20 protein-coding genes, 1 pseudogene and 1 riboswitch are annotated in these 22,494 nt (G+C 71.6%); of the genes and pseudogenes, 11 read left to right on the plus strand and 10 right to left on the minus strand.

Annotated features, from left to right (window positions below; all coding sequences use genetic code 11):
• Positions 1 to 77: 77 nt before the first annotated feature.
• A complete protein-coding gene (gene glgX / locus AC0B61_RS24355; RefSeq protein ID WP_471742850.1) occupies positions 78 to 2,339 on the minus strand; it encodes a glycogen debranching protein GlgX in 2,262 nt (753 codons plus the stop codon).
• A gap of 223 nt (positions 2,340 to 2,562) precedes the next feature.
• Here glgX and AC0B61_RS24360 point away from each other — a divergent pair, with 223 nt between their 5' ends.
• The 4 genes from AC0B61_RS24360 (at position 2,563) to AC0B61_RS24375 (ending at position 7,549) form a co-directional block, all read left to right on the plus strand.
• A complete protein-coding gene (locus AC0B61_RS24360; RefSeq protein WP_471742851.1) occupies positions 2,563 to 3,810 on the plus strand; it encodes a L,D-transpeptidase in 1,248 nt (415 codons plus the stop codon).
• 244 nt (positions 3,811 to 4,054) lie between these two features.
• The gene (locus tag AC0B61_RS24365) at positions 4,055 to 5,314 is read left to right on the plus strand and encodes a L,D-transpeptidase (RefSeq protein ID WP_471742852.1); all 1,260 of its coding nucleotides are present in this window, start codon (positions 4,055 to 4,057) and stop codon (positions 5,312 to 5,314) included.
• A 305-nt stretch (positions 5,315 to 5,619) separates the two neighbouring features.
• A complete protein-coding gene (locus tag AC0B61_RS24370) occupies positions 5,620 to 6,864 on the plus strand; it encodes a L,D-transpeptidase (RefSeq protein ID WP_471742853.1) in 1,245 nt (414 codons plus the stop codon).
• A gap of 139 nt (positions 6,865 to 7,003) precedes the next feature.
• Positions 7,004 to 7,549 (plus strand): ATP-binding protein, encoded by a 546-nt coding sequence (locus AC0B61_RS24375; RefSeq protein WP_471742854.1) that lies wholly within the window; start codon positions 7,004 to 7,006, stop codon positions 7,547 to 7,549.
• Between the two features lie 288 nt (positions 7,550 to 7,837).
• Here AC0B61_RS24375 and AC0B61_RS24380 read toward each other — a convergent pair whose 3' ends face one another.
• From AC0B61_RS24380 to AC0B61_RS24390, 3 genes are all read right to left on the minus strand, one after another.
• Positions 7,838 to 8,701, minus strand: a complete 864-nt coding sequence (locus AC0B61_RS24380; RefSeq protein WP_471742855.1) for a hypothetical protein — start codon at positions 8,699 to 8,701, stop codon at positions 7,838 to 7,840.
• Positions 8,702 to 8,887: 186 nt separating this feature from the next.
• Positions 8,888 to 9,088: a DUF397 domain-containing protein gene (locus AC0B61_RS24385; RefSeq protein WP_471742856.1), complete on the minus strand. Its 201-nt coding sequence runs from the start codon at positions 9,086 to 9,088 to the stop codon at positions 8,888 to 8,890.
• Complete coding sequence (locus AC0B61_RS24390; protein ID WP_471742857.1) at positions 9,085 to 9,894, minus strand: helix-turn-helix domain-containing protein; 810 nt, start codon at positions 9,892 to 9,894, stop codon at positions 9,085 to 9,087. The genes AC0B61_RS24385 and AC0B61_RS24390 overlap by 4 nt, the downstream gene beginning before the upstream one ends.
• A 162-nt stretch (positions 9,895 to 10,056) precedes the next feature.
• Here AC0B61_RS24390 and AC0B61_RS24395 point away from each other — a divergent pair, with 162 nt between their 5' ends.
• Both AC0B61_RS24395 and AC0B61_RS24400 read left to right on the plus strand, forming a co-directional pair.
• Positions 10,057 to 10,491, plus strand: coding sequence for an ATP-binding protein (locus AC0B61_RS24395; protein ID WP_471742858.1), 435 nt, complete (start codon positions 10,057 to 10,059; stop codon positions 10,489 to 10,491).
• A gap of 231 nt (positions 10,492 to 10,722) precedes the next feature.
• The gene (locus tag AC0B61_RS24400; protein WP_471742859.1) at positions 10,723 to 10,971 is read left to right on the plus strand and encodes a hypothetical protein; all 249 of its coding nucleotides are present in this window, start codon (positions 10,723 to 10,725) and stop codon (positions 10,969 to 10,971) included.
• A 69-nt stretch (positions 10,972 to 11,040) separates the two neighbouring features.
• Here the strand turns inward: AC0B61_RS24400 and tnpA are convergent.
• Positions 11,041 to 11,220: pseudogene (tnpA, locus tag AC0B61_RS24405) on the minus strand (IS200/IS605 family transposase); the annotation flags it as partial.
• Between the two features lie 279 nt (positions 11,221 to 11,499).
• On the opposite strand from tnpA, the gene AC0B61_RS24410 reads away from it, so the two are divergent.
• Positions 11,500 to 12,363 (plus strand): DMT family transporter, encoded by an 864-nt coding sequence (locus tag AC0B61_RS24410; RefSeq protein ID WP_471742860.1) that lies wholly within the window; start codon positions 11,500 to 11,502, stop codon positions 12,361 to 12,363.
• A 91-nt stretch (positions 12,364 to 12,454) separates the two neighbouring features.
• Here the strand turns inward: AC0B61_RS24410 and AC0B61_RS24415 are convergent, their stop codons facing one another.
• Positions 12,455 to 13,255: a TetR/AcrR family transcriptional regulator C-terminal domain-containing protein gene (locus AC0B61_RS24415; protein WP_471742861.1), complete on the minus strand. Its 801-nt coding sequence runs from the start codon at positions 13,253 to 13,255 to the stop codon at positions 12,455 to 12,457.
• Between the two features lie 146 nt (positions 13,256 to 13,401).
• On the opposite strand from AC0B61_RS24415, the gene AC0B61_RS24420 reads away from it, so the two are divergent.
• Positions 13,402 to 13,995, plus strand: a complete 594-nt coding sequence (locus tag AC0B61_RS24420) for an NADPH-dependent FMN reductase (protein ID WP_471742862.1) — start codon at positions 13,402 to 13,404, stop codon at positions 13,993 to 13,995.
• Between the two features lie 93 nt (positions 13,996 to 14,088).
• On the opposite strand, the gene AC0B61_RS24425 is transcribed toward AC0B61_RS24420, so the two are convergent.
• From AC0B61_RS24425 to gcvT, 4 genes are all read right to left on the minus strand, one after another.
• A complete protein-coding gene (locus tag AC0B61_RS24425) occupies positions 14,089 to 15,456 on the minus strand; it encodes an L-serine ammonia-lyase (protein ID WP_471742863.1) in 1,368 nt (455 codons plus the stop codon).
• A 218-nt stretch (positions 15,457 to 15,674) separates the two neighbouring features.
• The gene (gene glyA / locus AC0B61_RS24430; RefSeq protein WP_471742864.1) at positions 15,675 to 16,955 is read right to left on the minus strand and encodes a serine hydroxymethyltransferase; all 1,281 of its coding nucleotides are present in this window, start codon (positions 16,953 to 16,955) and stop codon (positions 15,675 to 15,677) included.
• 79 nt (positions 16,956 to 17,034) lie between these two features.
• Positions 17,035 to 17,409, minus strand: a complete 375-nt coding sequence (gene gcvH / locus AC0B61_RS24435; protein WP_471742865.1) for a glycine cleavage system protein GcvH — start codon at positions 17,407 to 17,409, stop codon at positions 17,035 to 17,037.
• 96 nt (positions 17,410 to 17,505) lie between these two features.
• Positions 17,506 to 18,627 carry a glycine cleavage system aminomethyltransferase GcvT gene (gcvT, locus tag AC0B61_RS24440; RefSeq protein ID WP_471742866.1) on the minus strand — a complete coding sequence of 374 codons (1,122 nt, stop codon included), beginning with the start codon at positions 18,625 to 18,627 and terminating at the stop codon, positions 17,506 to 17,508.
• Between the two features lie 230 nt (positions 18,628 to 18,857).
• A riboswitch (glycine riboswitch) is annotated at positions 18,858 to 18,961 on the minus strand.
• 208 nt (positions 18,962 to 19,169) lie between these two features.
• Between gcvT and AC0B61_RS24445 the strand changes: the two genes are divergently transcribed.
• From AC0B61_RS24445 to AC0B61_RS24455, 3 genes are all read left to right on the plus strand, one after another.
• Complete coding sequence (locus tag AC0B61_RS24445; protein WP_471742867.1) at positions 19,170 to 19,982, plus strand: enhanced serine sensitivity protein SseB C-terminal domain-containing protein; 813 nt, start codon at positions 19,170 to 19,172, stop codon at positions 19,980 to 19,982.
• 118 nt (positions 19,983 to 20,100) lie between these two features.
• Positions 20,101 to 21,048: an enhanced serine sensitivity protein SseB C-terminal domain-containing protein gene (locus AC0B61_RS24450; protein WP_471742868.1), complete on the plus strand. Its 948-nt coding sequence runs from the start codon at positions 20,101 to 20,103 to the stop codon at positions 21,046 to 21,048.
• A 446-nt stretch (positions 21,049 to 21,494) separates the two neighbouring features.
• A complete protein-coding gene (locus AC0B61_RS24455; RefSeq protein ID WP_471742869.1) occupies positions 21,495 to 22,484 on the plus strand; it encodes an ABC transporter permease in 990 nt (329 codons plus the stop codon).
• Positions 22,485 to 22,494 lie beyond the last annotated feature (10 nt).

A 22,494-nucleotide genomic window follows, 5' to 3' on the forward strand; every position in this document is an offset into this window, starting at 1 on the left:
CGGTTTTTCGCCCCTGTCGGCGGCGCGCGGCGAGAACCGGCCACCCGGGCGGGCCGTGCGCCGGCGGGGCGGGCCCGTCAGACGGCGGGCGTGGGGGCGCGCAGCAGCTGCAGGGAGCGCCCGCCCAGGACGACGGCGCCCCGCGGGCCCGGCGCGCCCGGGGCTGCCCCAGCTGTGCGCGGGGCCGCCCCGGCTGTGTCGACCACCGTCTCGTACGCGGTGTCCGGCGCCGTCCAGGGCTCCCCGGGCAGGGTGAAGACCGTCTCCTGGGGGCCCGCGTTGAGCAGCAGCAGGAAGCTGTCGTCCCGCAACGGCCGTCCGGTGTCGTCCCGTTCGGTCATCGCGGTGCCGGAGAGCAGCATGCCGAGGCAGGCGGTCGGCGTGAACCAGTCGGCCTCGGTCATCTCCTTGCCGAGCGGGGTGAACCAGGCGAGGTCGGGCTGGCCGCCGGGGGTGGCGGCCCGGCCGGAGAAGAACGCCCGCTGCCGCAGCACCGGGTGGCTCCGGCGCAGCCGGACCAGCCGCGCGGTCAGGTCGCACAGCTCCTGCCAGCCGGGCTCGGCCAGCAGGGACCAGTCCAGCCAGCTGATTTCGTTGTCCTGGCAGTAGGCGTTGTTGTTGCCGCCCTGGGTGCGGCCGAGTTCGTCCCCGGCGGTGATCATCGGGACGCCCGCGGAGAGCAGCAGGGTGGCCATCAGGTTGCGCAGTTGACGCAGCCGCAGGGCGTTGATGTCCGGGTCGGTGGTCTCGCCCTCGGTGCCGTGGTTCCAGGAGCGGTTGTCGTCGGTGCCGTCCCGGTTGGCTTCGCCGTTGCGCTCGTTGTGCTTGCGGTCGTAGGAGACCAGGTCCCGCAGGGTGAAGCCGTCGTGCGCGGTGACGTAGTTGACGGAGGCGTACGGGCGGCGGCCGCCGCGCTGGTAGAGGTCGGAGGAGCCGGCGAGGCGGTAGCCGAGCTCGCGGACGTCCGGGCGGGCGCCGCGCCAGAAGTCCCGTACGGCGTCCCGGTACTTGTCGTTCCACTCGGCCCACAGCGGGGGGAAGCCGCCGACCTGGTAGCCACCGGGGCCGACGTCCCAGGGTTCGGCGATCAGCTTCACCCGGCTGAGCAGCGGGTCCTGGGAGACGGCGGCGAGGAACGGGTGGTCCATGTCCACGCCGTCGCCGCCGCCCGCGCCGCCGCGGGCGAGGGCGGCGGCGAGGTCGAAGCGGAAGCCGTCCACGCCCATCTCGGCGACCCAGTAGCGCAGCGAGTCGGTGATCAGCCGGATCACCTGGGGGCGGCGGGTGTCGAGGGTGTTGCCGCAGCCGGTGTAGTCGGCGTAGCCGCGCGGGCGGTTCGGGGGGAGGCGGTAGTAGGCGGCGTTGTCGATGCCGCGCAGCGAGAGCATCGGGCCGAGTTCGCCGCCCTCCGCGGTGTGGTTGAACACGACGTCGAGGATCACCTCGATCCCGGCGGCGTGCAGGGCCCGGACCATCCGCTTGAACTCGCCGACCTGGCCGCCGCGCGATCCGGACGCGGAGTAGCCGGCGTGCGGGGCGAAGAAGCCGACCGTGTTGTAGCCCCAGTGGTTGACCAGGCCGCGGGCCTGCAGGTGGTCCTCGCTGGCGTACTGGTGCACCGGCAGCAGTTCGACGGCCGTCACGCCGAGGCGGGTGAGGTGGGCGATGGCGGCGGGGTGGGCGAGGCCGGCGTAGGTGCCGCGCAGGTGCGGGGGGATGTCGGGGTGGCGCATGGTGAAGCCGCGCACGTGGAGCTCGTAGAGCACCGTCTCGGCCCACGGGGTCTTCGGGCGGTGGTCGTCGTACCAGTCGTCGTCATCGTCGACGACGACGCCTCTGGGCACGAAGGGGGCGGAGTCGCGGTTGTCCCGGACGGTGTCGGCGACGTCCGCCTCCGGCCAGTTGCGGACGGCGGCGCAGGCCGCGTCGTGGGAGGTGTAACAGCCGTCGACGGCGCGGGCGTACGGGTCGAGCAGCAGCTTGGCCGGGTTCCAGCGGGCGCCGGTCCACGGATCCCACCGACCGTGCACGCGGAAGCCGTAGCGGGTGCCGGGGCGCACGCCGGGGAGGAAGCCGTGCCAGATCCGGAAGTCCTGTTCGGTGAGGCGGTGCCGGCTCTCCCGGCCGCCGTCGTCGAAGAGGCACAGGTCGACGGCTTCGGCGCCGCCCGCCCAGAGTGCGAAGTTGGTGCCCTGGACGCCGAGTTGGTCGGTCCGGAAGCGGGCGCCGAGCGGCTGCCAGCTGCCGGGCCGCGGCGGCTCGGTGGGGTGCGGTGGCTCGGCGGGGTGCGGGCCGTCGCCCGGCCGTACCCCGGCTTCCAGCTCCTGCCCTGACGCCATGGCCGTTCCCTCCCTGGGCGGGGTGTCCCGGACCCCGTTCACTTCCTCTTTCCCGGATTGCGCAGCTCGGAAGCCGCTGAACGGGGGCTTACCGGCGGATGGCGGGCAGGGGGCCGGCGGTGGAGGGGGTGCGGGCGGCGGGATCGCGGGGGCCTCCGCGTGTCCCCGGGTCGGTGGGGCTCGTTGTTCGGGGCGTCGGACGTGAACAGTGGGAGGCCCCGGGATGCGGCGCCGAGGACGGGTGTGGGCGCGGGGCGTGGCGGCGGTGGCCTGCTGCCTGGCGGTCCTCACCGGGTGCGGCGGTGGCGGCTCCCCGGCCGCGCCCGCCGGGGACGCGGTCGGGGCCGGGTTCGGAGCCGGGGCGGGGGCGGTCGCCGTGCCGCAGTCGTCCCGGGCGGTGCTCACCGCGCTGCCGGCCGACGGCGCGGTGGACGTGCAGCCGGAGGGCATGGTCCGGGTGAGCGCGTCGCAGGGCAGGCTGGTCGCGGTCCGCCTGGCCGACGCCAAGGGCACCGAGGTGCCCGGCACGATCGGCCCGGACGGCGCCGGCTGGGCGCCCGACGGCCCGCTGCCGCTCGGCACCGCGTTCACCCTGGACTCCGTCGCCGAGGACGACCAGGGCCAGAAGGCGGCCCAGCACTCGGCGTTCTCGACCGCCGCCCGGGCGCACACCTTCGTCGCCTTCTTCACGCCGGAGGACGGCTCGACGGTCGGCGTCGGCATGCCGGTCTCGCTGCGCTTCAGCCGCCCGATCACCGACCGGGCGGCGGTGGAGAAGGCCGTCCAGGTCAGTGCCGACCCGCCGGCGCCGGTGGCCGCGCACTGGTTCGGCAACCAGCGGCTGGACTACCGCCCGCAGCAGTACTGGGCGGCCGGCACCAGGGTCGCGGTGGTGCTGCGGCTGAAGGACGTGCAGGGCGCGCCGGGCGAGTTCGGCACCCAGAGCCGGGACGTGCGGTTCACCATCGGCCGGGCGCAGGTCTCCACCGTCGACCTGGACGCGCACACCCTGACCGTCCGGGCCGGCCAGGGCGGAAAGGCGGTGCGGGTGCTCAAGGTCTCCGGCGGCAGCCCCGAGCACTCCACCTACCGGGGGGTGATGGTGGTGTCGGAGAAGTACAAGGTGACCCGGATGAACTCGCAGTCCGTCGGCATGGGCGACGAGTACGACATCAAGGACGTGCCGCACGCGATGCGGCTGACCACCTCCGGCACCTTCCTCCACGGCAACTACTGGTCCAACCCCGGGGCGTTCGGCAGCGCCAACACCAGCCACGGCTGCATCGGCCTGGCCGACACCAAGGGCGGGACGAGCAAGGACACCCCGGCGGGCTGGCTGTTCGAGCACACCATCCCGGGGGACGTGGTGGAGGTGAAGGCGTCGACGGGGGACGTCGTACCGCCGCAGAACGGCTTCAACGACTGGAACCTGCCGTGGGAGCAGTGGCTGGCCGGGAGCGCCCTGCGGTAGCCGCGGACGCCCTGCGGTAGCCACCGGCGCCCGCAGCTCCACGTCCTTCACGCCCTTCACGCCCTTCACGTCCGGTTCACCCCGGCTTCACCCGGTTCAGCGCGGGCACCGCTGCGGGCTCGTTCGAACAGCCCGGTTATCCTGCTCCGGCGCGTCCGCAGCCCGGCAGGAAAGATCCACGTCCGGTGCAACTCATGGCGGCACTCAACGCGTCAAGTGAGTGGATACCGGGAGGGGAGAAACCGTGAAGACGGGTAAGACAGCCGGCGCCGCGATACGTACCACCAGCCGCTACGGCCGCCGGGGTGCGATGGCGTTGGCCCTGGGCGGGGTGCTGCTTTTCACCGCGGCCTGCAACGACGACAAGGGCAGTGGTTCCGGCGGATCGGCCGGTTCGGGCGGGGGCAGCGCGGCCAGTGCGCCGGCGTCGGGGGACGCGGGCGGTTCGGCGGCGCCGAAGACCTCGGCCGCGGTGATCGCGGTCGAGCCGAAGGACGGAGCCCAGGACGTCCAGCCGACCGGGCTGCAGGTGTCCGTCGCCAACGGCAAGCTCACGACGGTCGACGTGACCGACAAGGACGGCAAGCCGGTCGCGGGCGCGATCACCCCGGACGGCGCCGGCTGGAAGCCCGCCGCGGCGCTCACCGTCGGCATGGCGTACAAGGTGAACGCGCAGGCCAAGGACGCCGACGGGCTGGTGGCCGCGTCCACCACCTCGTTCACGACGTTGACGCCGGACAAGAAGGTCTCCACCAACGACAACATCAGCGACGGCGCCACCTACGGCGTCGGCATGATCGTCTCGGTGGAGTTCAACAAGGCGGTCAAGAACAAGGACGCCGTGGTCCAGGGCATCTCCTTCGAGACCAGCAACGGCGCCGTGGTGAAGGGCCACTGGTTCGGCGACCGCCGGGTGGACTTCCGCCCGGAGCAGTACTGGGCGCCGGACACCAAGGTGACCATCAAGTACCGGCTGAAGAACGTCGAGGTCTCCCCGGGCGTCTACGGCGACGTGGACAAGGACGAGCCGTTCACCATCGGCCGTTCGCAGATCGCCACCGCGGACGCCAAGACGCACCAGATGACGATCGAGCGGGGCGGCCAGAGCACCACGGTGCCGGTCACCCTGGGCGCGGACGCCACGCCGTCCTGGGGCGGGGCCATGGTGGTCATGTCCAAGGAGAAGGTCACCCGGATGAACTCGCAGACCGTCGGTCTCGGCGGCGAGTACGACATCCAGGACGTGCCGCACGCGATGCGGCTGACCACCTCCGGCACCTTCGTCCACGGCAACTACTGGGCCAGCCCGTTCGGCAAGACCAACGCCAGCCACGGCTGCGTGTCGATGCAGGACGTGAAGGGCGGTAGCGACACCTCGGTGGCGGGCAAGTTCTTCAACGACTCGATGGTCGGTGACGTCGTCAAGATCGTGAACACCAAGGAGAAGACCGTCGCCCCCGACAACGGGCTCGGCGGCTGGAACGTGGCCTGGGCCAACTGGTAGGCCCTACCCGGAGGTTCGCCCGGGTAGTCCGGGCACTCCGGTGTTCTCGCGGAGCGGTCCGATCCTCACCCGTTGGGGTCGGGCCGCTCCGGTTTCCGGGGCGTGCGGCCCCGGGCATGGCGCAACCTTTCCGGCAGGGCCGTCGCGGGCCCCCGGGGAGTTCACGGCGTTCACGGCGTTCACGGCGTTCACGGCGTTCAGGGTTCGGGCAGTGCGGGCAGTGCGAGCAGTGCGAGCAGTGCGAGCAGTGCGGGCAATGCGGGCAGTTCGGTCAGTTCGGTCAGTTCCGAGGGAGGGATTCGACGTTGAGGTCGATACGCAGAGTGGTGGTCGCCGGCCTGGTCGGCGGGGCGATGACACTGACGGCCGCCTGTGGCGGTGGCAGTGGCGGGGGCGGTAACGGGGGCGGGGGCGGCAGCGCGGCCAAGGCCGATCTGGGGGCCGGTGCGGCCGCCTCCCCGCCGGCGGCGGCGCCCACCAGCGCGGTGCCGAAGGTCTCGAAGGCCGCGGTGAGCATCGAGCCCAAGGCCGGTTCGGTGGACGTGGCGCCGAACACGGTCAAGGTCGGCGCCACCGGCGGCAAGCTCACCACCGTGAAGGTGAGCGACAAGGCCGGCAAGGAGGTCCCCGGCACGATCTCCGCCGACGGCTCCTCCTGGACGCCCTCGGCCGCCCTGGCGGTGGGCACCGCCTACCAGGTCAGCGCGATGGCCGCGGACGCCGACGGCGCGGTCGCCACGGCGGACAGCAACTTCACGACGCTGACCCCGACGGCGCTCGCCAAGGCCTCCGACAACGTGGACAACGACGCGACGTACGGCGTCGGCATGATCGTCTCGGTGGAGTTCAGCAAGGACGTCAAGAACAAGGACGACGTCGCCAAGGGCATCACCTTCGAGACCACCAACGGCACCGCGGTGAAGGGCCACTGGTTCGGCGACCGCCGGCTGGACTTCCGTCCGGAGCAGTACTGGGCGCCCGGCACCAAGGTGGTCGTGCACTACCGCCTCAAGAGCGTCGAGATCACCCCCGGGGTGTACGGCGGGGACCGGGACGAGCCCTTCACGATCGGGCGATCCCAGATTTCGACGGTTGACGCCGCCGCGCACAAGATGACCGTCGCGCGTGGGGACGGCCAGAACTCCGAGATCGACATCACCTCCGGCTCCGAGGACCACCCCACCTGGAACGGCACCATGGTCGTCATGTCCAAGGAGGGCACGGTGCGGATGCAGTCCAGCACCCTGCCCGGCATGACCGGCGCGCCCTACGACCTCCAGGTGCCGCACTCGATGCGGCTCACCACCAGCGGGACGTACGTACACGGCAACTGGTGGGCCAAGAACAGCATCTTCGGCGGCGACAACGTCAGCCACGGCTGTGTCGGCCTCAAGGACGTCGAGGGCGGCGGCGACTCCACCTCGATGGGAAAGTTCTACGACGGCTCGATCGTCGGGGACGTGGTGATCGTCAAGAACTCCGTCAAGAAGGAGACGCTCGACCCCTCGAACGGGCTGAGTGGCTGGAACCTGCCGTGGAGCTCCTGGTAGGACGGCTCGGGGGTCAACTCGGGCTTGACGTACAGAGGCTCGGGTCGACCCCTTCTTGCATGCGGCATATGCCGACTCGGGGGAGATCGTTTGCTCATTGTCCGTACGCGGCCGCTTGCGTTCCGCAATGATGGTCCGCATGGCGGGTTGGGGCGAAACAGATCAGTCATCAGTTCCCGGGGCCGGAACTGTCGCCGCGGCGTTCTGGATCGACGTCCAGGGATCGCTCTCGGCGCTGGAACGGCTCAGCTCCGCGGAGCTGGAGGAGATGTATTCCGGCAGGCTGTGCGATCAGTCCTCGCCGAGCGAGGTGCGACTGCCGTCCCGGCCGGAGTCGGGGCCGGTGGCCCGGCGGCTGGTGCTGTCCGTCCTGGAGTCCTGGGACCTCCACCAGCTCCTGGAAGCCGGTGAGTTACTCACCAGCGAGCTGGTGTCCAACGCCGTGCGGCACGCCGCCGGGCGCACCATCGGCCTGCACGTCAGCCGCAAGCCCGGCTGGCTGCGCATCGAGGTCCGCGACTCATCCCGGGCGCTGCCCTGCATGATCCTCGCCGAACCCAAGCCGGTGAACGAGTGCGGGCGGGGGCTGAAGATCGTCGACGAGCTCTCCGACCGCTGGGGGGCGGACCTGCTGCCGCGCGGGAAGGGCGTCTGGTTCGAGCTGAAGGTGCGCGAGCGGCACTGAGAGCTGAGCGGCTTGGCGCGGCCTCGCGCGAGTGCGAGCGGATACGCGCAGGGCCCCCGGGATTCGCCGTGGTCCGGCGGATGGGGGCCCCTGCAAGTCATCGCGCCGGCCAAGGGGGTGCGTGCCGCGCGATGGGCGTCGGCAGTGCCAGGTCGGGCCCGCCGAAGTCGATGTCTCGACTATCCCATGATCTCAGCATGTGGGCAAACCGGCCGACTTGGAATGCAAGGTTTGTAACCTAGTTCACCTTTGGATTTTGCATAGGTTCACGCAGATTCCTGTGAATATTCATGGCGAGGGCGATGTGGCCATGGCCTGCCGGACGCGGTCGGCATGGCGGCGGACGGCGGTGGCGGAGGGCCGCCGGCGGGGCGGCGGGATGATCGCCTCGTTGCCGCGACAGGCACGGCAGAGGCCGCCGAGCAGCGCGGGTGGTCGGCACGGGGTACGGCAGTCGGTGCACTCGATGAGGCGGGTGGCCCGCTGTGGGAGCAGTGGGCGTTCCGGGGGCATCTTGTCGAGCAGCCGGCGGCGGGTGAAGCCGACCGGGCTGTGGACGCCGTCCGGCGGCAGACCCGCGGTGAGCGCGGCAGTGAAGAGGGCGGGCGTGGCGCCCCGGTCCAGCCACTCGGCGGCCAGCGGTTCCAGCGCGGCACAGTCGGCGGCGGAGAGCGCGAGGCGGGAATCCGCGAGACCGAGACCGGCGAGGGCGGCATAGGCGGCCGAGACGGGCGAAGTGCGGTTGAGCTTTCGCTCCTCCGGGGGATCGGGTGCGGCGGGCGTTGACGCCTCCCCGGCGGTGAGGAAGTGCGCCCACCAGGCGTCGGAACGCGGAGTCCGCGAGAAGTAGGTGCGGAACACCCAACGGCACTGCCGCTCACCGACCCGCTCGCGGACGCGGCGTAGGTGACCGGCGGCGGAAAGCCGGTTGAGGGCCGTACGGCAGGCCATCTGCCCGTAGTGCGGCTGGAGGACGGCGAGGGTCTTCGCGTCCATGGCGGCACCGTCGGGAAGCCGGTCGACGAGCGAGGCGAGGTACGCCTCGCGCGCCGGGAGATGGGCGAAGTCGGCGGCGGCGCAGGGGCGTTGGTCCGGAGCGGACTGCTTGCCGTACCCGGGGGAGGCCATGGCGGTAGAGTCGTGGGTAGCCACGGGATCGAGTCTCTTTCGATCGTGTCGGTCAGACCCCCGTTCGGTGTTGGTAGCACCGGCGGGGGTTGTTTCGTTGATGCGCACGCTACACGGGGGAACTGGCTGTGGCGTAGTCGTGACGATAAGTCATATGTGCTGCACGCGAGGGTGGTTGGGAGGTGGTTACCTCACCGTTCCATTAAGGGGTCACTCGGCTCGCGCGGCTTGAGCTTCGGCCGCGAAGGAGACGAAGGCGGACCAGGCCTCGGGGGAGAAGATGAGGGTCGGGCCGGCCTTGTCCTTGGAGTCCCGGACGTGGATGGCGGAGGGGAAGGAGGCGACCTCGACGCAAGCGCCGCCCTCGAAGTTGCTGTAGCTAGAGCGGAACCACAGCAGCGCGGTGTTCATAGTTGCTCCAGTGTCTTCCTGATGAGCTGTGCCGATTCCTGCGCGTTCAAGGCTTGCGCGCGGATCATTGCGTGGCGTCGGCTGAGCTCGCCGACGAGTCGAGGTTCGGAGTGGAGTGCATTCGTTCCATGTGTCTCAACATATGCAAATTGCGCATTGTCGAGCGTTTCCAGGATGATCAGACACCCTGCGAGCCCGGAGGGAGCGATCTGTCCGATGGGCACGACCTGGATCTGAATGTTGCGCGAGTGTTCGACCTCCAGCAACCGGCGGAGCTGCTCCTTCATGACTTCCCTGCCGCCGATGGAGGTGTGGAAGGCGGCTTCGTAGATCGTGAAGCTGAACAACACCTCGGGTAGGTCGAGTCGCGCCTGTCGCTTGAGGCGGATTGCCAGGCGTTCTTCAACGGTAGCGCTGTTCACTGGCGGCATGTGGTAGCTGAGAAGTGTCCTTGCGTAGGCCTCGGTCTGCAACAAGCCTGGGATGTGAAGGGCTTCGTAGGAGTAGCAGGCAACCGCCTCCTCCTCGACATCAAAGAAGACGTCGCTGCGGGCGGACTTGGTCTCCGGGGCCAGGTATGGATGAGCCCCCACCAACATCCCCTTCGCGTCGCACAATTCATCCGCCGCCTGAAGCACCTTGAGCGTTGGCCGCCGCCTCCCGGCCTCCATCGACCGCACGCTCTCGATGTCGTAGTTGGACGCCTGGCTCAACTGCTCCCGGGTCACACCCGCGCGAATGCGCCACCGCTTGAGCTGATCGCCGCAGTACTTCCACGACATCGGGTACTCCTTCGGCGTGCTCATCGCCCGGCGCCCCTCCCTGCCCTGGTCACAGGGCGGTCAAGCTGTCGTTGTACCTGCGGTGTCACTCCCGAGGCTATGCCCGCCTGCCGACTCTTGAAGGGTGAAATGGCCGAACTCAGCACTCGCGAGTGACGCCGTCCGTACACGCCCTCAAGGATCCTGATGCTCACTCAGCCCGTCGACGCCGTCGAGTGGATGTTCCCCCGCCTCCCCCGCAGTGCCGGCCGTGCCCGGATCCGCTTCATCCGGCAGGCCTTCGAGTGGGAGGTGCCCGTCGACGCCGCCGAGACCGGCCTCATCCTCCTCAGCGAACTCGTCACCAACGCCTGCCGCCACGCCCGCTCCCCGCGTGACCGGATGATCGGCGTCCGCGTCCTCCTCCCCACGTGCTCCGTGCTCCGCATCGAGGTCTCCGACGCGAACTCGGTCATCCCGACCATCCGCCACGCCACCCCGGACGACGAGTCCGGCCGGGGCCTCGAACTCGTCGCGGCCCTCGCCACCTCCTGGGGCGCCGAACCCCGGGGCGAGGGCTACATCGGCAAGACCATCTGGTGCGAACTCGCCCTCCCCACCCCGGCCAACCCGCACGACTGACCACTCCCACCGCCACCCCCCACGCCGGAAGTCGGCCCACCCGACTTCCGGCGCCCGCACCCGGCGGAGGTCTCGCGGAGAAGCCGGGTTCACCGGAGTGAACCGGTTCGAGAGCCGCCGGCGCGTGGCAGCCCTTTCAGGATTGCCGAAGGCCTGCTGGAGATCGGTGACTCACAGCACCGGCGAGAGCTGGAGCTGGTCGAGAACATCACCGAACCCAACGTCCTCTTCATGACCCTCGCGGCCCGTTCCTGGCAGGACGACTTCCGTCCGGTGTACGACTGGTTCGCCCGGGGCCTCCAGTTCAGCAGACGGCTGCAGGGCGCGGGCGGCATCGGTACGGCGCGAATCCTTGAGAACCCGGACCAGCACCCGGAATTCATCGCGCTGCTGCGTGCCGCAGACCTCGAGATCGCGGAATGCGGCACAGAGCGCGTGCTGCTCGATGTAGAAGAACTACGGAAGCGCTACCAGAGCTAATCGCAGTGCTCCGGCCTTCGGGCTGGGGGTGAAGCGATTCCGAGTGATGCTCTGACCCGCAGGCCGGACGGGGTGGTTCTGTTGCTCGATGTACTGGTGCAGGGCGCTGATCGGCGTGCCGCCGACTGAGCCCGCGAAGTACGAACCGGACCACAGTTTCTGTGCGCGCCAGTAGTGGCGGAGCAGTTCGGGGAACTCCTGGCGCATCCTGCGAGAGCTGACGCCCTTGAGGCTGTTGACCAGCTTGGAGGGGTACCATCGACCCGTGAACCTGTACTGGCACGTCGTGTTGCCGCCGCTCGGCGCCTGAACGGGCGCGCGCTTCGGCGGCTTGATCCCCTTCGTCCCCGGCCCGGCCTGATGGCGGCCGCCGTGGGCTGATGGCGTGCGTCCGTTCTTGGAACCAGTCCCCCTGATGGTCTTCGACGACGGAAGTTCACGACTGTGCCGAATCGTTTGTCCTCGCCTGCCCGTTCCCTGCCCACGACCCCCCGGTCCGCCCGCGCCTGCGTCCGCTCGCGGGGCGGCGTGGGGCCGATCCTGCTCGCCGCCGTGCTCTGGGGCACCACCGGGACGGCCGGTTCGCTGGCGCCCGGCGGGGCCCCGGCAGCGGGGATCGGGGCCGCCGGGCTGGTGCTCGGCGGGCTCCTCCTCTTCCTCACCGACCGTGCCGCCCGCGCGCTGCCCCGGGCGTGCGGGCCCCGCGAGCGGTGGCTGCTCGTGGCCGGTGCGGTCGCGGTGGCCGGCTACCCGCTGACCTTCTACCCGGCGGTGAGCCGTACGGGCGTGGCGGTGGCCACCGTGATCGCCCTCGGCGGCGCGCCGGTGTTCACCGGGCTGCTCGGGTGGCTCGCCCGGCAGGGGCGGCCCGGCGGGCGGTGGGCCGGGGCGACGGCGCTGGCCGTGCTCGGCTGCGGCGTCCTGGTGCTGGGCCCCGAACTCGCCGGGCGCGGCCCGGCCGTGGACCTCCTCGGGGTGCTGCTGGCCGCGCTCGCTGGGCTCTCGTACGCGGTGTACTCGCTGATCGGCGGGCGGCTGATCGCGGCCGGGCACCCCTCGGGCGGGGTGATGGGCGCGATGTTCGGCGGCGGGGCGCTGATCGTCCTGCCGGTGCTGCTCGCCGGTGACCAGGCCTGGCTCGCCTCGGTGCGCGGGGCGGGCGTGGTGCTGCACCTCGCGGTGATCACCACCTTCCTCGCCTACCGCCTGTTCGGCCACGGCCTGCGGCACACCACCGCCCAGACGGCCACCACCCTCACCCTCACCGAGCCCGCCGTCGCCGCCGTCCTCGGCGTGGCCGTCCTGGGCGAGCGACTGCCCGCCGCCTCCTGGTGCGGCCTCGCCGTCCTTGCCGGAGGACTGGCCGTCCTGGCCCTCCCCGGACGCCGATAACCCGCCTGCCGCCGGCGCTGCGCAGGAAGTCCGGCCGGCGACTCTGCTGGCCCGGCCGACTTCCTGCGCTCTCCAAGGCCTGATCGGCGGGTCAGATGCCGAAGTGGGCGGCGATGCCGTCGAGGACGCAGTCGAGGCCGGTCTCGAACTGCCAGTCGGGGTCGTCCTTGCGGGTGGCCTCGTGCAGGTACCGGTGGTAGCTGGGGTAGCGGCCGGTGTTCATCAGCCAGGTCATCCGGGGGGCGAGGCCGGCCCTGGTCTGGTCGCCGTCGGACCAGCCGCGCTCGCGGCGGAGCGTTGCCAGGGCGACTTCGGCGGCGACTGAGCCGTGGACGTAGCCGGTGACGGTGCGGAACACCGCCATGGTGGTGTCGGCGTCCAGGCCCTGTTCGGCCAGGGCCGCGAACGCGTGCTCGGGGACGGCGAGTTGGTTGGGGCTGAGGGCGAACGGGGTGGCCGCCCGGACGGTCCACGGGTGGGCCAGGTTCATCGCCCGCAGGTGCACGGCGAGTGCGCGCATGGTGTCCCGCCAGCCGTCGGCGGGGGCGTCGAGGGGAAGCCTCCCGTAGGCGAAGTCGACCATCAGCTCGATGAGTTCGTCCTTGCCGGAGACGTACCGGTAGGCGGCCATCGGGGCGACGCCGAGGTCGCCGGCCAGGCGGCGCATGGTGACGGCGTCCAGGCCCTCGGCGTCGGCGATGGCCACGGCGGCCTCGGCGATCCGCTGCGGAGTCAGGGTGGTGCGCGGTGCGGGGGCCGGGCGGGCGAGGCGCTCCCACAGTGAGACCTGGGCCTTGTCGTCACGGGCCTTGTCGTCACCGGTTCTGCCGTCACCGGCCTTGTCGTCGCCGTTCGCGGGGGTGTCCCCGGCGGGGGCCTGCTGAGCGGGCATGGGGCGGGCTCCTTTCGACTGCGGGTCCGTCCGACCGTAGCACCCCATGTGTACGGCGTATCAGTAGTAGACGCCGTACGCGCCAGTGTGTACGTTGTATCCAACAGATACGTCGTACACAACGCCCATCCCGGAGGGGGACCACCATGTCCACGGAGCAGCACCTGAAGGTCGCCGTCATCGTCGGAAGCACCCGCAACGGCCGGTTCGGGCCGGTCGTCGCCGACTGGCTGCGCGGCCACCTCGACGCCCGCGGCGACATGACCGTCGACCTGGTCGACCTGGTGGAGACCCCGCTGCCGACCACCTTCCCGTCCTTCGGCGGCGAACTGCCGGCGGACGAGGCCGCGCTGCTCGCCGCCGTGTCGCCCCGGCTGGAGGACGCCGACGCGTTCGTGTTCGTCACGCCCGAGTACAACCACAGCTTCCCGGCCCCGCTGAAGAACGCCATCGACTGGCACAACCGGCAGTGGCACGGCAAGCCGGTCGCCTTCGTCTCCTACGGCGGCCTCTCCGGCGGCCTTCGGGCCGTCGAGCAACTGCGCGTGGTGATGGCCGAGTTGAACGCGGTGACGATCCGCAACACGGTCAGCTTCCACGGCGGTGCCCAGTGCTTCGACGCCGACGGCAAGGCCCTCGACCCGGCTGCCGACGCCGCCGCCAAGACCTTGCTCGACCAGCTCGCCTGGTGGGCCGGGGCGCTGCGCGAGGCCCGCCAGGCCCGCCCGTTCGCCGCCTGACCCGAGGGCGTCGGCCGCCGGGCACGCGAAAGCCCCCGGGTGGAAGGGGGATTCCGCCCGGGGGCCCGTGACCGGCGAGCGGTCAGCCGGTGCTCAGCACTCGATGACGTTCACGGCGAGGCCGCCGCGCGAGGTCTCCTTGTACTTGATCTTCATGTCGGCGCCGGTCTCCTTCATCGTCTTGATCGCCTTGTCCAGCGAGACGTGGTGCCGCCCGTCGCCGCGCAGCGCCATCCGGGCCGCGGTGACGGCCTTGACCGAGGCCATGCCGTTGCGCTCGATGCAGGGGATCTGGACGAGGCCGCCGACCGGGTCGCAGGTGAGGCCGAGGTTGTGCTCGATACCGATCTCGGCGGCGTTCTCGACCTGCTCGGGGGTGCCGCCGAGGACCTCGGCGAGGCCGCCCGCGGCCATCGAGCAGGCGGAGCCGACCTCGCCCTGGCAGCCGACCTCGGCGCCGGAGATGGAGGCGTTCTCCTTGAACAGCATGCCGATGGCGCCGGCCGCGAGCAGGAAGCGGACGATGCCGTCCTCGTCGGCGCCCGGGATGAAGTTCAGGTAGTAGTGCAGTACGGCCGGGATGATGCCCGCCGCGCCGTTGGTCGGCGCGGTGACCACCCGGCGCCCGGAGGCGTTCTCCTCGTTGACCGCCATCGCGTAGAGCGTCACCCACTCCATCGCGTTGGCCGGGCCGATGCCCTCGGCGCGCAGCGCCCGGGCGCCCGAGGCGGCCCGGCGGCGGACCTTGAGACCGCCCGGCAGGATGCCCTCGCGGCTCATACCGGCCCGCACGCACTCCTGCATCACGGCCCAGATCTCCAGCAGCCCGGTGCGGATCTCCTCCTCGCTGCGCCAGGCCTTCTCGTTCTCCAGCATCAGGCCGGAGATCGACAGGCCGGTCTCCCGGCTGAGGCGGAGCAGCTCGTCGCCGGTGCGGAAGGGGTACTTCAGCACGGTGTCGTCGGGCTTGACCCGGTCCGCGCCGATCGCGTCCTCGTCGACGACGAAGCCGCCGCCGACCGAGTAGTAGGTCTTCTCCAGCAGCGTGGAGCCGTCCGCCGCGAACGCCCAGAGGGTCATGCCGTTGGCGTGGTACGGCAGCGAGCGGCGGCGGTGCAGGACCAGCCGGCTGTCCGGGTCGAAGTCGATGGGGTGCTCGCCGAGCAGGTTGAGCCGCTTCTCGGTGGTGATCCGCTCGACGTCCTGGTCGGCCCGGTCGACGTCGACGGTGCGGGGCGAGTGGCCCTCCAGGCCCAGCAGGACGGCCTTCGGGGTGCCGTGGCCGTGACCGGTGGCGCCCAGGGAGCCGTACAGCTCGGCCCGCACACCCGTCACCTGGGCCAGCAGGCCTTCGGACCGCAGCCGGCGGGCGAACATCCGGGCGGCGCGCATCGGGCCCACGGTGTGGGAGCTCGACGGGCCGATGCCGATGGAGAAGAGGTCGAAGACGCTGATGGCCACGGAGGGACGTCCTTGTCTGGTCTCGTGGAAGGACTTGCGGGCGGGGCTGGGCGGGGCTGGGCGGGGCTGCGCGGCGGGCGCGGGAGGCGGTGTGCGGCCGACATGGGACGGGGCACCGCGCGCACTGTCCAGTGTGCGCGGTGCCCCGGGGTCCACGGTGCGCCGGAGGGGTGAGGCCGGTCACCTGCGGCCGGTCGCCCAGGACCGGCCGGTGCGGACTATTCCTGGTTGGCCAGGTTCGGGTACAGCGGGTACTTGTCGGCCAGCGCGGTGACGCGGGCCTTCAGCGCGGCGGCGACGGTCTCGTCGAAGGCGGGCTTGAGCGCCTCGGCGATGATGTCGGCGACCTCGCGGAAGTCCTCGGCCTGGAAGCCGCGGGTGGCGAGGGCCGGGGTGCCGATGCGCAGGCCCGAGGTGACCATCGGCGGGCGCGGGTCGTTCGGGATGGCGTTGCGGTTGACCGTGATGCCGACCTCGTGCAGCCGGTCCTCGGCCTGCTGGCCGTCGAGCACGCTGTTGCGCAGGTCGACCAGGACCAGGTGGACGTCGGTGCCGCCGGAGAGCACGGACGCGCCGGCCTCGGCGACGTCGTCCCGCAGCAGGCGCTCGGCGAGGATCCGGGCGCCGTCCAGGGTGCGCTGCTGGCGCTCCTTGAACTCCTCGGACGCGGCGACCTTGAAGGCGACGGCCTTGCCGGCGATCACGTGCTCCAGCGGGCCGCCCTGCTGGCCGGGGAAGACCGCCGAGTTGATCTTCTTGGCCCACTCGGCCTTGGACAGGATGACGCCGCCGCGCGGGCCGCCCAGGGTCTTGTGGGTGGTGGTGGTGACCACGTCCGCGTACGGCACCGGGTTCGGGTGCAGCCCGGCGGCCACCAGGCCGGCGAAGTGCGCCATGTCCACCATGAGCAGCGCGCCGACCTCGTCGGCGACGCGGCGGAACTCGGCGAAGTCGAGCTGGCGCGGGTAGGCGGACCAGCCGGCGATGATCAGCTTCGGCTGGTGCTCCTTGGCGAGGCGCTCGACCTCGGCCATGTCGACCTGGCCGGTCTTCTCGTCCACGTGGTAGGCGACCACGTTGTAGAGCTTGCCGGAGAAGTTGATCTTCATGCCGTGGGTCAGGTGACCGCCGTGGGCCAGGTTCAGGCCCAGGATGGTGTCGCCCGGCTGGATCAGCGCGAACATCGCCGCGGCGTTGGCCTGCGCGCCCGAGTGCGGCTGGACGTTGGCGTGCTCGGCGCCGAACAGGGCCTTGACGCGGTCGATCGCGATCTGCTCGACCACGTCGACGTGCTCACAGCCGCCGTAGTAGCGGCGGCCGGGGTAGCCCTCCGCGTACTTGTTGGTGAGCACCGAACCCTGGGCCTCCATGACCGCCACCGGGGCGAAGTTCTCGGAGGCGATCATCTCCAGCGTGGTCTGCTGGCGGTGCAGCTCGGCGTCGACCGCGGCGGCGATCTCCGGGTCGAGGGCGTGCAGGGACTGGTTGAGAACCGTCATGGTGTGGTCTTCCCAGGGGAGGAGAGGGGAGGGACGGTGGGGCGGGCCGACGCGCGCGGCCCGCCCGGACACGAGCGGGTCAGGCCTTGATGAAGGCGTCGTACTCGTCCGCGCTGAGCAGCGTGCCGGTGGACTCCACGCGCACCTTGAACAGCCAGCCGCCCTCGAAGGGGGCGCTGTTGACCAGGCCGTTGTCGTCCACGACGTCCTGGTTGGTCTCGACGACCTCGCCGGTCACCGGGGAGTACAGGTCGCTGACCGACTTGGTGGACTCCAGCTCGCCGCAGGTGTCGCCCGCCGTCACGGTGTCGCCGACCTCGGGCAGCTGCACGTAGACGATGTCACCGAGCGCGTCGGCGGCGTGCTTGGTGATGCCGATCGTGGAGACACCGTCCACGGGGGCGGTCAGCCACTCGTGCTCTTCGGTGTACTGCAGGTGCTGGGGGTTGCTCATGGCGTCATTCTCCAGGATGGGAAGCGGGTACGGCGAAGCGGGCCGCCGCGTGGACGGCTTCGACGTGCGGGAACGGGAAAAGGGGGGCGGCCGGCCTCAGCGGGCGCGCTTGTAGAACGGCAGCGCCACGACCCGCACCGGCTCGTGCTTGCCGCGCACGTCCACCGCGACGGTGGTGCCGGGGGCGGCGTGCTCCGCGTCGACGTAGGCCATCGCGATCGGCTGCCCCAGCGTCGGGGACGGCGCGCCGGAGGTGATCCGGCCGATCGGGGCGCCGTCGGCGGAGACCACGGTGTACTCGGCGCGCGGGACGCGCTTGCCCTCGGAGACCAGGCCGACCAGCACCCGCGGCGGGTTGCCCTCCGCCGCGGCGGCGGCCTGCTCCAGCGCCTTGCGGCCGACGAACGCGCCGTCGTTGGTGGTCTTGTCGAAGCGGACGACCCGGCCCAGACCCGCGTCGAACGGGGTGAGGTCGGTGGACAGCTCGTGCCCGTACAGCGGCATGCCCGCCTCCAGGCGCAGCGTGTCGCGGCAGGACAGGCCGCACGGGATCAGGCCGCGGCCCTCGCCGGCGGCGGTCAGCGCCTGCCAGATGCCCTCGGCGTCGACCGGGTGGCAGAAGATCTCGAAGCCGTCCTCGCCGGTGTAGCCGGTGCGGGCGAGCAGCACGTCGCGGCCGGCCACCTGCGCCGGGAGGATCGCGTAGTACTTCAGGCCGGGCAGGTCGGCGTCGGTGGTGTCGGCGAGGATCGCGGTGGCCTCCGGGCCCTGGACGGCGATCAGCGCGTAGGTGTCGCGGTCGTCGGTGACGACGGCGTCGAAGCCCTTGGCGCGGGCGATCAGCTCGTCGAGGACCAGCTGGGCGTTGGAGGCGTTGGCGACGACCAGGAAGGCGTCCTCGCGCAGGCGGTAGACGATCAGGTCGTCCAGGATGCCGCCGTCCTCGGCGCAGATCATGGTGTAGCGGGCGCGCAGCACGCCCAGCGCGGAGACGAAGCCGACCAGCGCGTGGTCCAGCATCTCGCCGGCCTGCGGGCCGGTGACGGTGATCTCGCCCATGTGCGAGAGGTCGAACAGACCGGCCTTGGTGCGGACGGCGAGGTGTTCCTCGCGCTCGCTCCCGTAACGCAGCGGCATGTCCCAGCCGGCGAAGTCGGTCATGGTCGCGCCGAGGGCGCGGTGCAGCGCGTCGAGCGCGGTCAGGCGGAGGGACGACATGGCCAGGAACTCCTCGGTCGGGGCACTCAGGGGTGCACGCGCCGGACCGGACCCGCTGGGGACCGACCCCTGCGCGCGGGCATGCGGCGGCGTGGGTCTCCCCATCTGTCGTCGAACCTGAGAGCTTCACCGCCGCGCGGCCCGCAGCTGTTTCCAGCATCGGGCACAGCATGGCGGCTTGCACCGTGGGTGGGCGCGCGACAGGGCCGCGCGCCGCTTTCCAGATGTGCCTAACCCGTGCGGTAGGGGGGCCTGAGAGATTCCGGGGAGGACTTGCTCCTTCGGCGCCGGCTGTGCCGCCGAGCGGCACTCCGGGCTCTCCCGCGCGGGTTCGAGCGGCCGGTATGGAGTTGTGGGGGCCCGCGGCGCATGCCGTCGGACGCGCACATCATGGCACGTCCGGGACGAGGAGGGGAGAGGGGGCCCGGTCACACGGCGGCGGACCGAACAGCAGCCCTAAGGAAGGGGCCCCGGGGCCCTAGACTGCTGCGCGTCGGCGCAGCAGTGGGCGGCCGACCGGCAGAGGGCGGAATCGGCGGCGCATGGGGTACCCGGTGGAGCAGCAGCAGGGGTGGGGCGGTCCGGAGCAGGCCCCGACGGGCGGCACCTGGCCGGCCAACGAACTGGAGCAGGTGCTGACCGCCGCCCTGGGCGACCCGGGCGCGACGCCGCGGGTCATCGAGGTGCTGGCCCGCAGCCAGGTGTGGGTGCCGCTGCCGGCCGGAGCCGACCCGCAGGGGCAGGCACTGGACCTGCCGACCATCGAGCTGGCCGGCGAGCCGTACGTGCCGGTGTTCTCCTCACAGGAGGTGTTCCTGCAGCAGGCGCCGGGGATGGCGTTCGCGATCGCGCCGGTCTGGGAGTTCGCCCGCGGACTGCCGCTGGGCGTGGGCATCGCGGTGAACCCGGAGGCGGCGGTGGGCATCCCGGTGCCGCCGCAGGGCGTGGCCGAGCTGCGCCGCGGCCCGCGGCAGGACCGCTGGGAGGGCGCGGACGGCGCGGACGGCCAGGCGGCGCCGACCGGCGGCCGGGTGGCGCTGCGCGAGCCGGTGCCGGGCGAGGACCCGGAGCACTTCCTGGCCGCCTGCCGGGCCGAACTGTCGGCACTGCCCGGAGTGTTGACCGCGCGCAGGGCGCTGGCCAGCATCGAGGGCGAGCCGACGGTGATGTTCGTGGGCGTCCAGTTGGACCCGACGGCCCCGGCCGACCCGGCCGCGGTGAACGACGCGCTCGGCCGAGCCCTGGGAACCGCGCCGCTGCCGGGCGGCGTCCACCTCGTACTGCTCGACCTCGCCGACGACCCGGTGGTCGAGTGGCTGCTCACCCAGGTCATGCCCTTCTACGCGCGGGCGTGAGCCGGGGGTTCGTATCACAGGCACGTCGCCGTGGCGGTGGCCGGTGCCGCGCCATAGGGTGCGTGCAGACGGCTGACGGGCCGGCGGTCCGAGGAAAGAGGCGCGGCGAGGTGGGCGCATGAGTGCGGGAACGGGAGCGGGCGGGGTGCCAGGGCCCTGGGGCCAGGCACCGGCCGGGCACCCGGGAGCGGATCCGGCCGTGCTGGAGCACGCCCTGCGCGACGTCGCGCCGGAGCGCTACGACGCGTACGAGCGGCTGCTGCACGCGCTGGCGGACGGCCGGGTCTGGATGCTGCTCTGGCACGGCACGCCCGGCAGCCCCGACGCGCAGTACGGGAACATGGAGATCAGCGGCCACGGCTACGCGCCGGCCGTCACCTCGTCCGAGCAGCTGGCCGCCTCCGGCTGGGCCCGGGCCCACGAGGTCATCTCCGGCCGGGAGGTCGCCGCGGCGCTGTACCGCACCCGCTGGGGCCTGTGGCTCAACCCGCACGCGCCCGGCGGCGGCGTCGGCGTGCCCTGGGCGGATCTGCGGCGGATCGCCGCGGGCCTGGACCGGCTGCCGGCCGGCCCGCTGAAGCTGAGCGAGCCGCAGGTCAACGCCCAGCAGTTCTTCGCGCTGCTGGAGCGGCAGGCCGGCGAGGTGCGCGCGGTGCGGGCACTGCGCCGGGCCTGGGTGCAGCCGGCGGTGGGGGAGCCGTACCTGGCGATCGGCCTGGACCTGTACGAGAGTTCGCCGCCGGCGGTGGAGGCGGTGCGCGCGCTGATGCAGCGGGCGATCGCGGTGGCCCCGGAGGGGCTGGCGGTGTCGACGGTGGCGATGTCGGACGAGTACGACCCGGTGGCGCTGTGGATGCGCGCCAACTCGCGCCCGTTCTTCGACCGGGAGGCGGGCCGCCCGGCGACCGGCCCGTACCCGCCGGTGCCGCCGCCCGCGTACCCGGGGCAGTCCATGTCGGGGCAGCCGACGCCGGGGTGGTCCTACGGGACGCAGCCGCCCGCGCAGGGCTGGCAGCAGCAGCCGCAGCCGCCGCAGCGGCCGTGGCCCGGATATCCGGGGCGCTGACCGCCAGGTCTTTTTCCGCGAAGCCGACTTGATTGTCCATCAAGTCGGCTTCGATGCGTTCCGGACGAATTCCCGATTCGTGTACCCGAAGATCTTGACATGCCTGTTACAGCCATGTGAAGAGGGATATGCCGGCGGGCGGCGACGTGCATGCCTGCAGATCACAGTTGGGCATCTCTCGGTTGTCAGGTCTGGCGTAAGCCAGTTCGCATGGCAGAGAGTTCTGCGCAACGCACCGCACGTACTGGAACCCCACAAAGGTGAGCGCGCGTGCCGACCACCCGCCCACGCGAAGCCCATCCCGCGTGACGGCAGTGCCTGTGCACGACGCACTGCCGCGAACACCCGTTCCTCCTAAGCACCTTTCGCACGTCCGCAGCCGCACCGCCGAAGCCGGCGACCGGCACCCGTGGGCCGGCCACCGTCGGCGAGGGGACCAACTGACCATGACCGCATCCGTGACCACCGCCGGGAACGAGCCGGAGGCAGCCGCCGCCGCGAGCCCGGCCAAGACGATCGAGGGCCGCTCCCTCGGTCGGATCGCCTGGACCCGCTTCAAGCGGGACAAGGCCGCCGTCGCCGGCGGCGTCGTGGTGATCCTGCTGATCCTGCTCGCCGTACTGGCCAAGCCGATCGAGTCGGCGTTCGGCCTCGACCCGGACGCCCTCCACCAGGACCTCCTGGACGCCGACCTCGGCGGCCTGCCGTTCGGCGACTGGGGCGGCATGAGCGGGGACCACCTGCTCGGCGTCGACCCGCTGCAGGGCCGCGACCTGCTCACCCGCGTCATCGAGGGGTCCTGGGTCTCCCTGCTGGTCGCCTTCGGCGCGACCCTGCTGTCCAACACCATCGGCACCGTGCTCGGCATCATGGCCGGCTACTACGGCGGCTGGGTGGACACCCTGATCAGCCGGGTCATGGACGTCTTCCTGGCGTTCCCGCTGCTGCTCTTCGCCATCGCGATCTCGACCTCGCTGCAGGGCGGCGCGTTCGGCCTGCACGGCCTGCCGCTGCACATGCTGGTCCTGATCTTCGTGATCGGCTTCTTCAACTGGCCCTACATGGGCCGGATCGTGCGCGGACAGACGCTCTCCCTGCGCGAGCGGGAGTTCGTCCACGCGGCCCGGAGCCTGGGAGCCCGCGGCCCGTTCATCCTGTTCAAGGAGCTGCTGCCCAACCTGGTCGGTCCGATCCTGGTCTACTCGACCCTGCTGATCCCGACCAACATCCTCTTCGAGGCCGGGCTGAGCTTCCTCGGCGTCGGCATCCAGCCCCCGCAGGCCTCCTGGGGCGGCATGCTCCAGGACGCGATCCGGTACTACCAGGTGGACCCCCAGTACATGGTGGTCCCCGGTCTGGCGATCTTCATCACCGTGCTCGCCTTCAACCTGCTCGGCGACGGGCTGCGTGACGCCCTCGATCCCAAGAGCAACTGACACCCAGCGT

It is taken from the genome of Kitasatospora sp. NPDC023385 (genome assembly GCF_055664045.1).

Excerpts from the sequence above, each read along its gene's own strand:
- glgX (WP_471742850.1), bottom strand. The coding sequence starts at position 2,339 with ATGGCGTCAGGGCAGGAGCTGGAAGCCGGGGTACGGCCGGGCGACGGC.
- AC0B61_RS24360 (WP_471742851.1), top strand. The coding sequence starts at position 2,563 with ATGCGGCGCCGAGGACGGGTGTGGGCGCGGGGCGTGGCGGCGGTGGCC.
- AC0B61_RS24375 (WP_471742854.1), top strand. The coding sequence starts at position 7,004 with ATGGCGGGTTGGGGCGAAACAGATCAGTCATCAGTTCCCGGGGCCGGA.
- AC0B61_RS24385 (WP_471742856.1), bottom strand. The coding sequence starts at position 9,088 with ATGAACACCGCGCTGCTGTGGTTCCGCTCTAGCTACAGCAACTTCGAG.
- AC0B61_RS24390 (WP_471742857.1), bottom strand. The coding sequence starts at position 9,894 with ATGAGCACGCCGAAGGAGTACCCGATGTCGTGGAAGTACTGCGGCGAT.
- AC0B61_RS24395 (WP_471742858.1), top strand. The coding sequence starts at position 10,057 with ATGCTCACTCAGCCCGTCGACGCCGTCGAGTGGATGTTCCCCCGCCTC.
- AC0B61_RS24400 (WP_471742859.1), top strand. The coding sequence starts at position 10,723 with ATGACCCTCGCGGCCCGTTCCTGGCAGGACGACTTCCGTCCGGTGTAC.
- AC0B61_RS24415 (WP_471742861.1), bottom strand. The coding sequence starts at position 13,255 with ATGCCCGCTCAGCAGGCCCCCGCCGGGGACACCCCCGCGAACGGCGAC.
- AC0B61_RS24420 (WP_471742862.1), top strand. The coding sequence starts at position 13,402 with ATGTCCACGGAGCAGCACCTGAAGGTCGCCGTCATCGTCGGAAGCACC.
- glyA (WP_471742864.1), bottom strand. The coding sequence starts at position 16,955 with ATGACGGTTCTCAACCAGTCCCTGCACGCCCTCGACCCGGAGATCGCC.
- gcvH (WP_471742865.1), bottom strand. The coding sequence starts at position 17,409 with ATGAGCAACCCCCAGCACCTGCAGTACACCGAAGAGCACGAGTGGCTG.
- gcvT (WP_471742866.1), bottom strand. The coding sequence starts at position 18,627 with ATGTCGTCCCTCCGCCTGACCGCGCTCGACGCGCTGCACCGCGCCCTC.
- AC0B61_RS24445 (WP_471742867.1), top strand. The coding sequence starts at position 19,170 with ATGGGGTACCCGGTGGAGCAGCAGCAGGGGTGGGGCGGTCCGGAGCAG.
- AC0B61_RS24450 (WP_471742868.1), top strand. The coding sequence starts at position 20,101 with ATGAGTGCGGGAACGGGAGCGGGCGGGGTGCCAGGGCCCTGGGGCCAG.
- AC0B61_RS24455 (WP_471742869.1), top strand. The coding sequence starts at position 21,495 with ATGACCGCATCCGTGACCACCGCCGGGAACGAGCCGGAGGCAGCCGCC.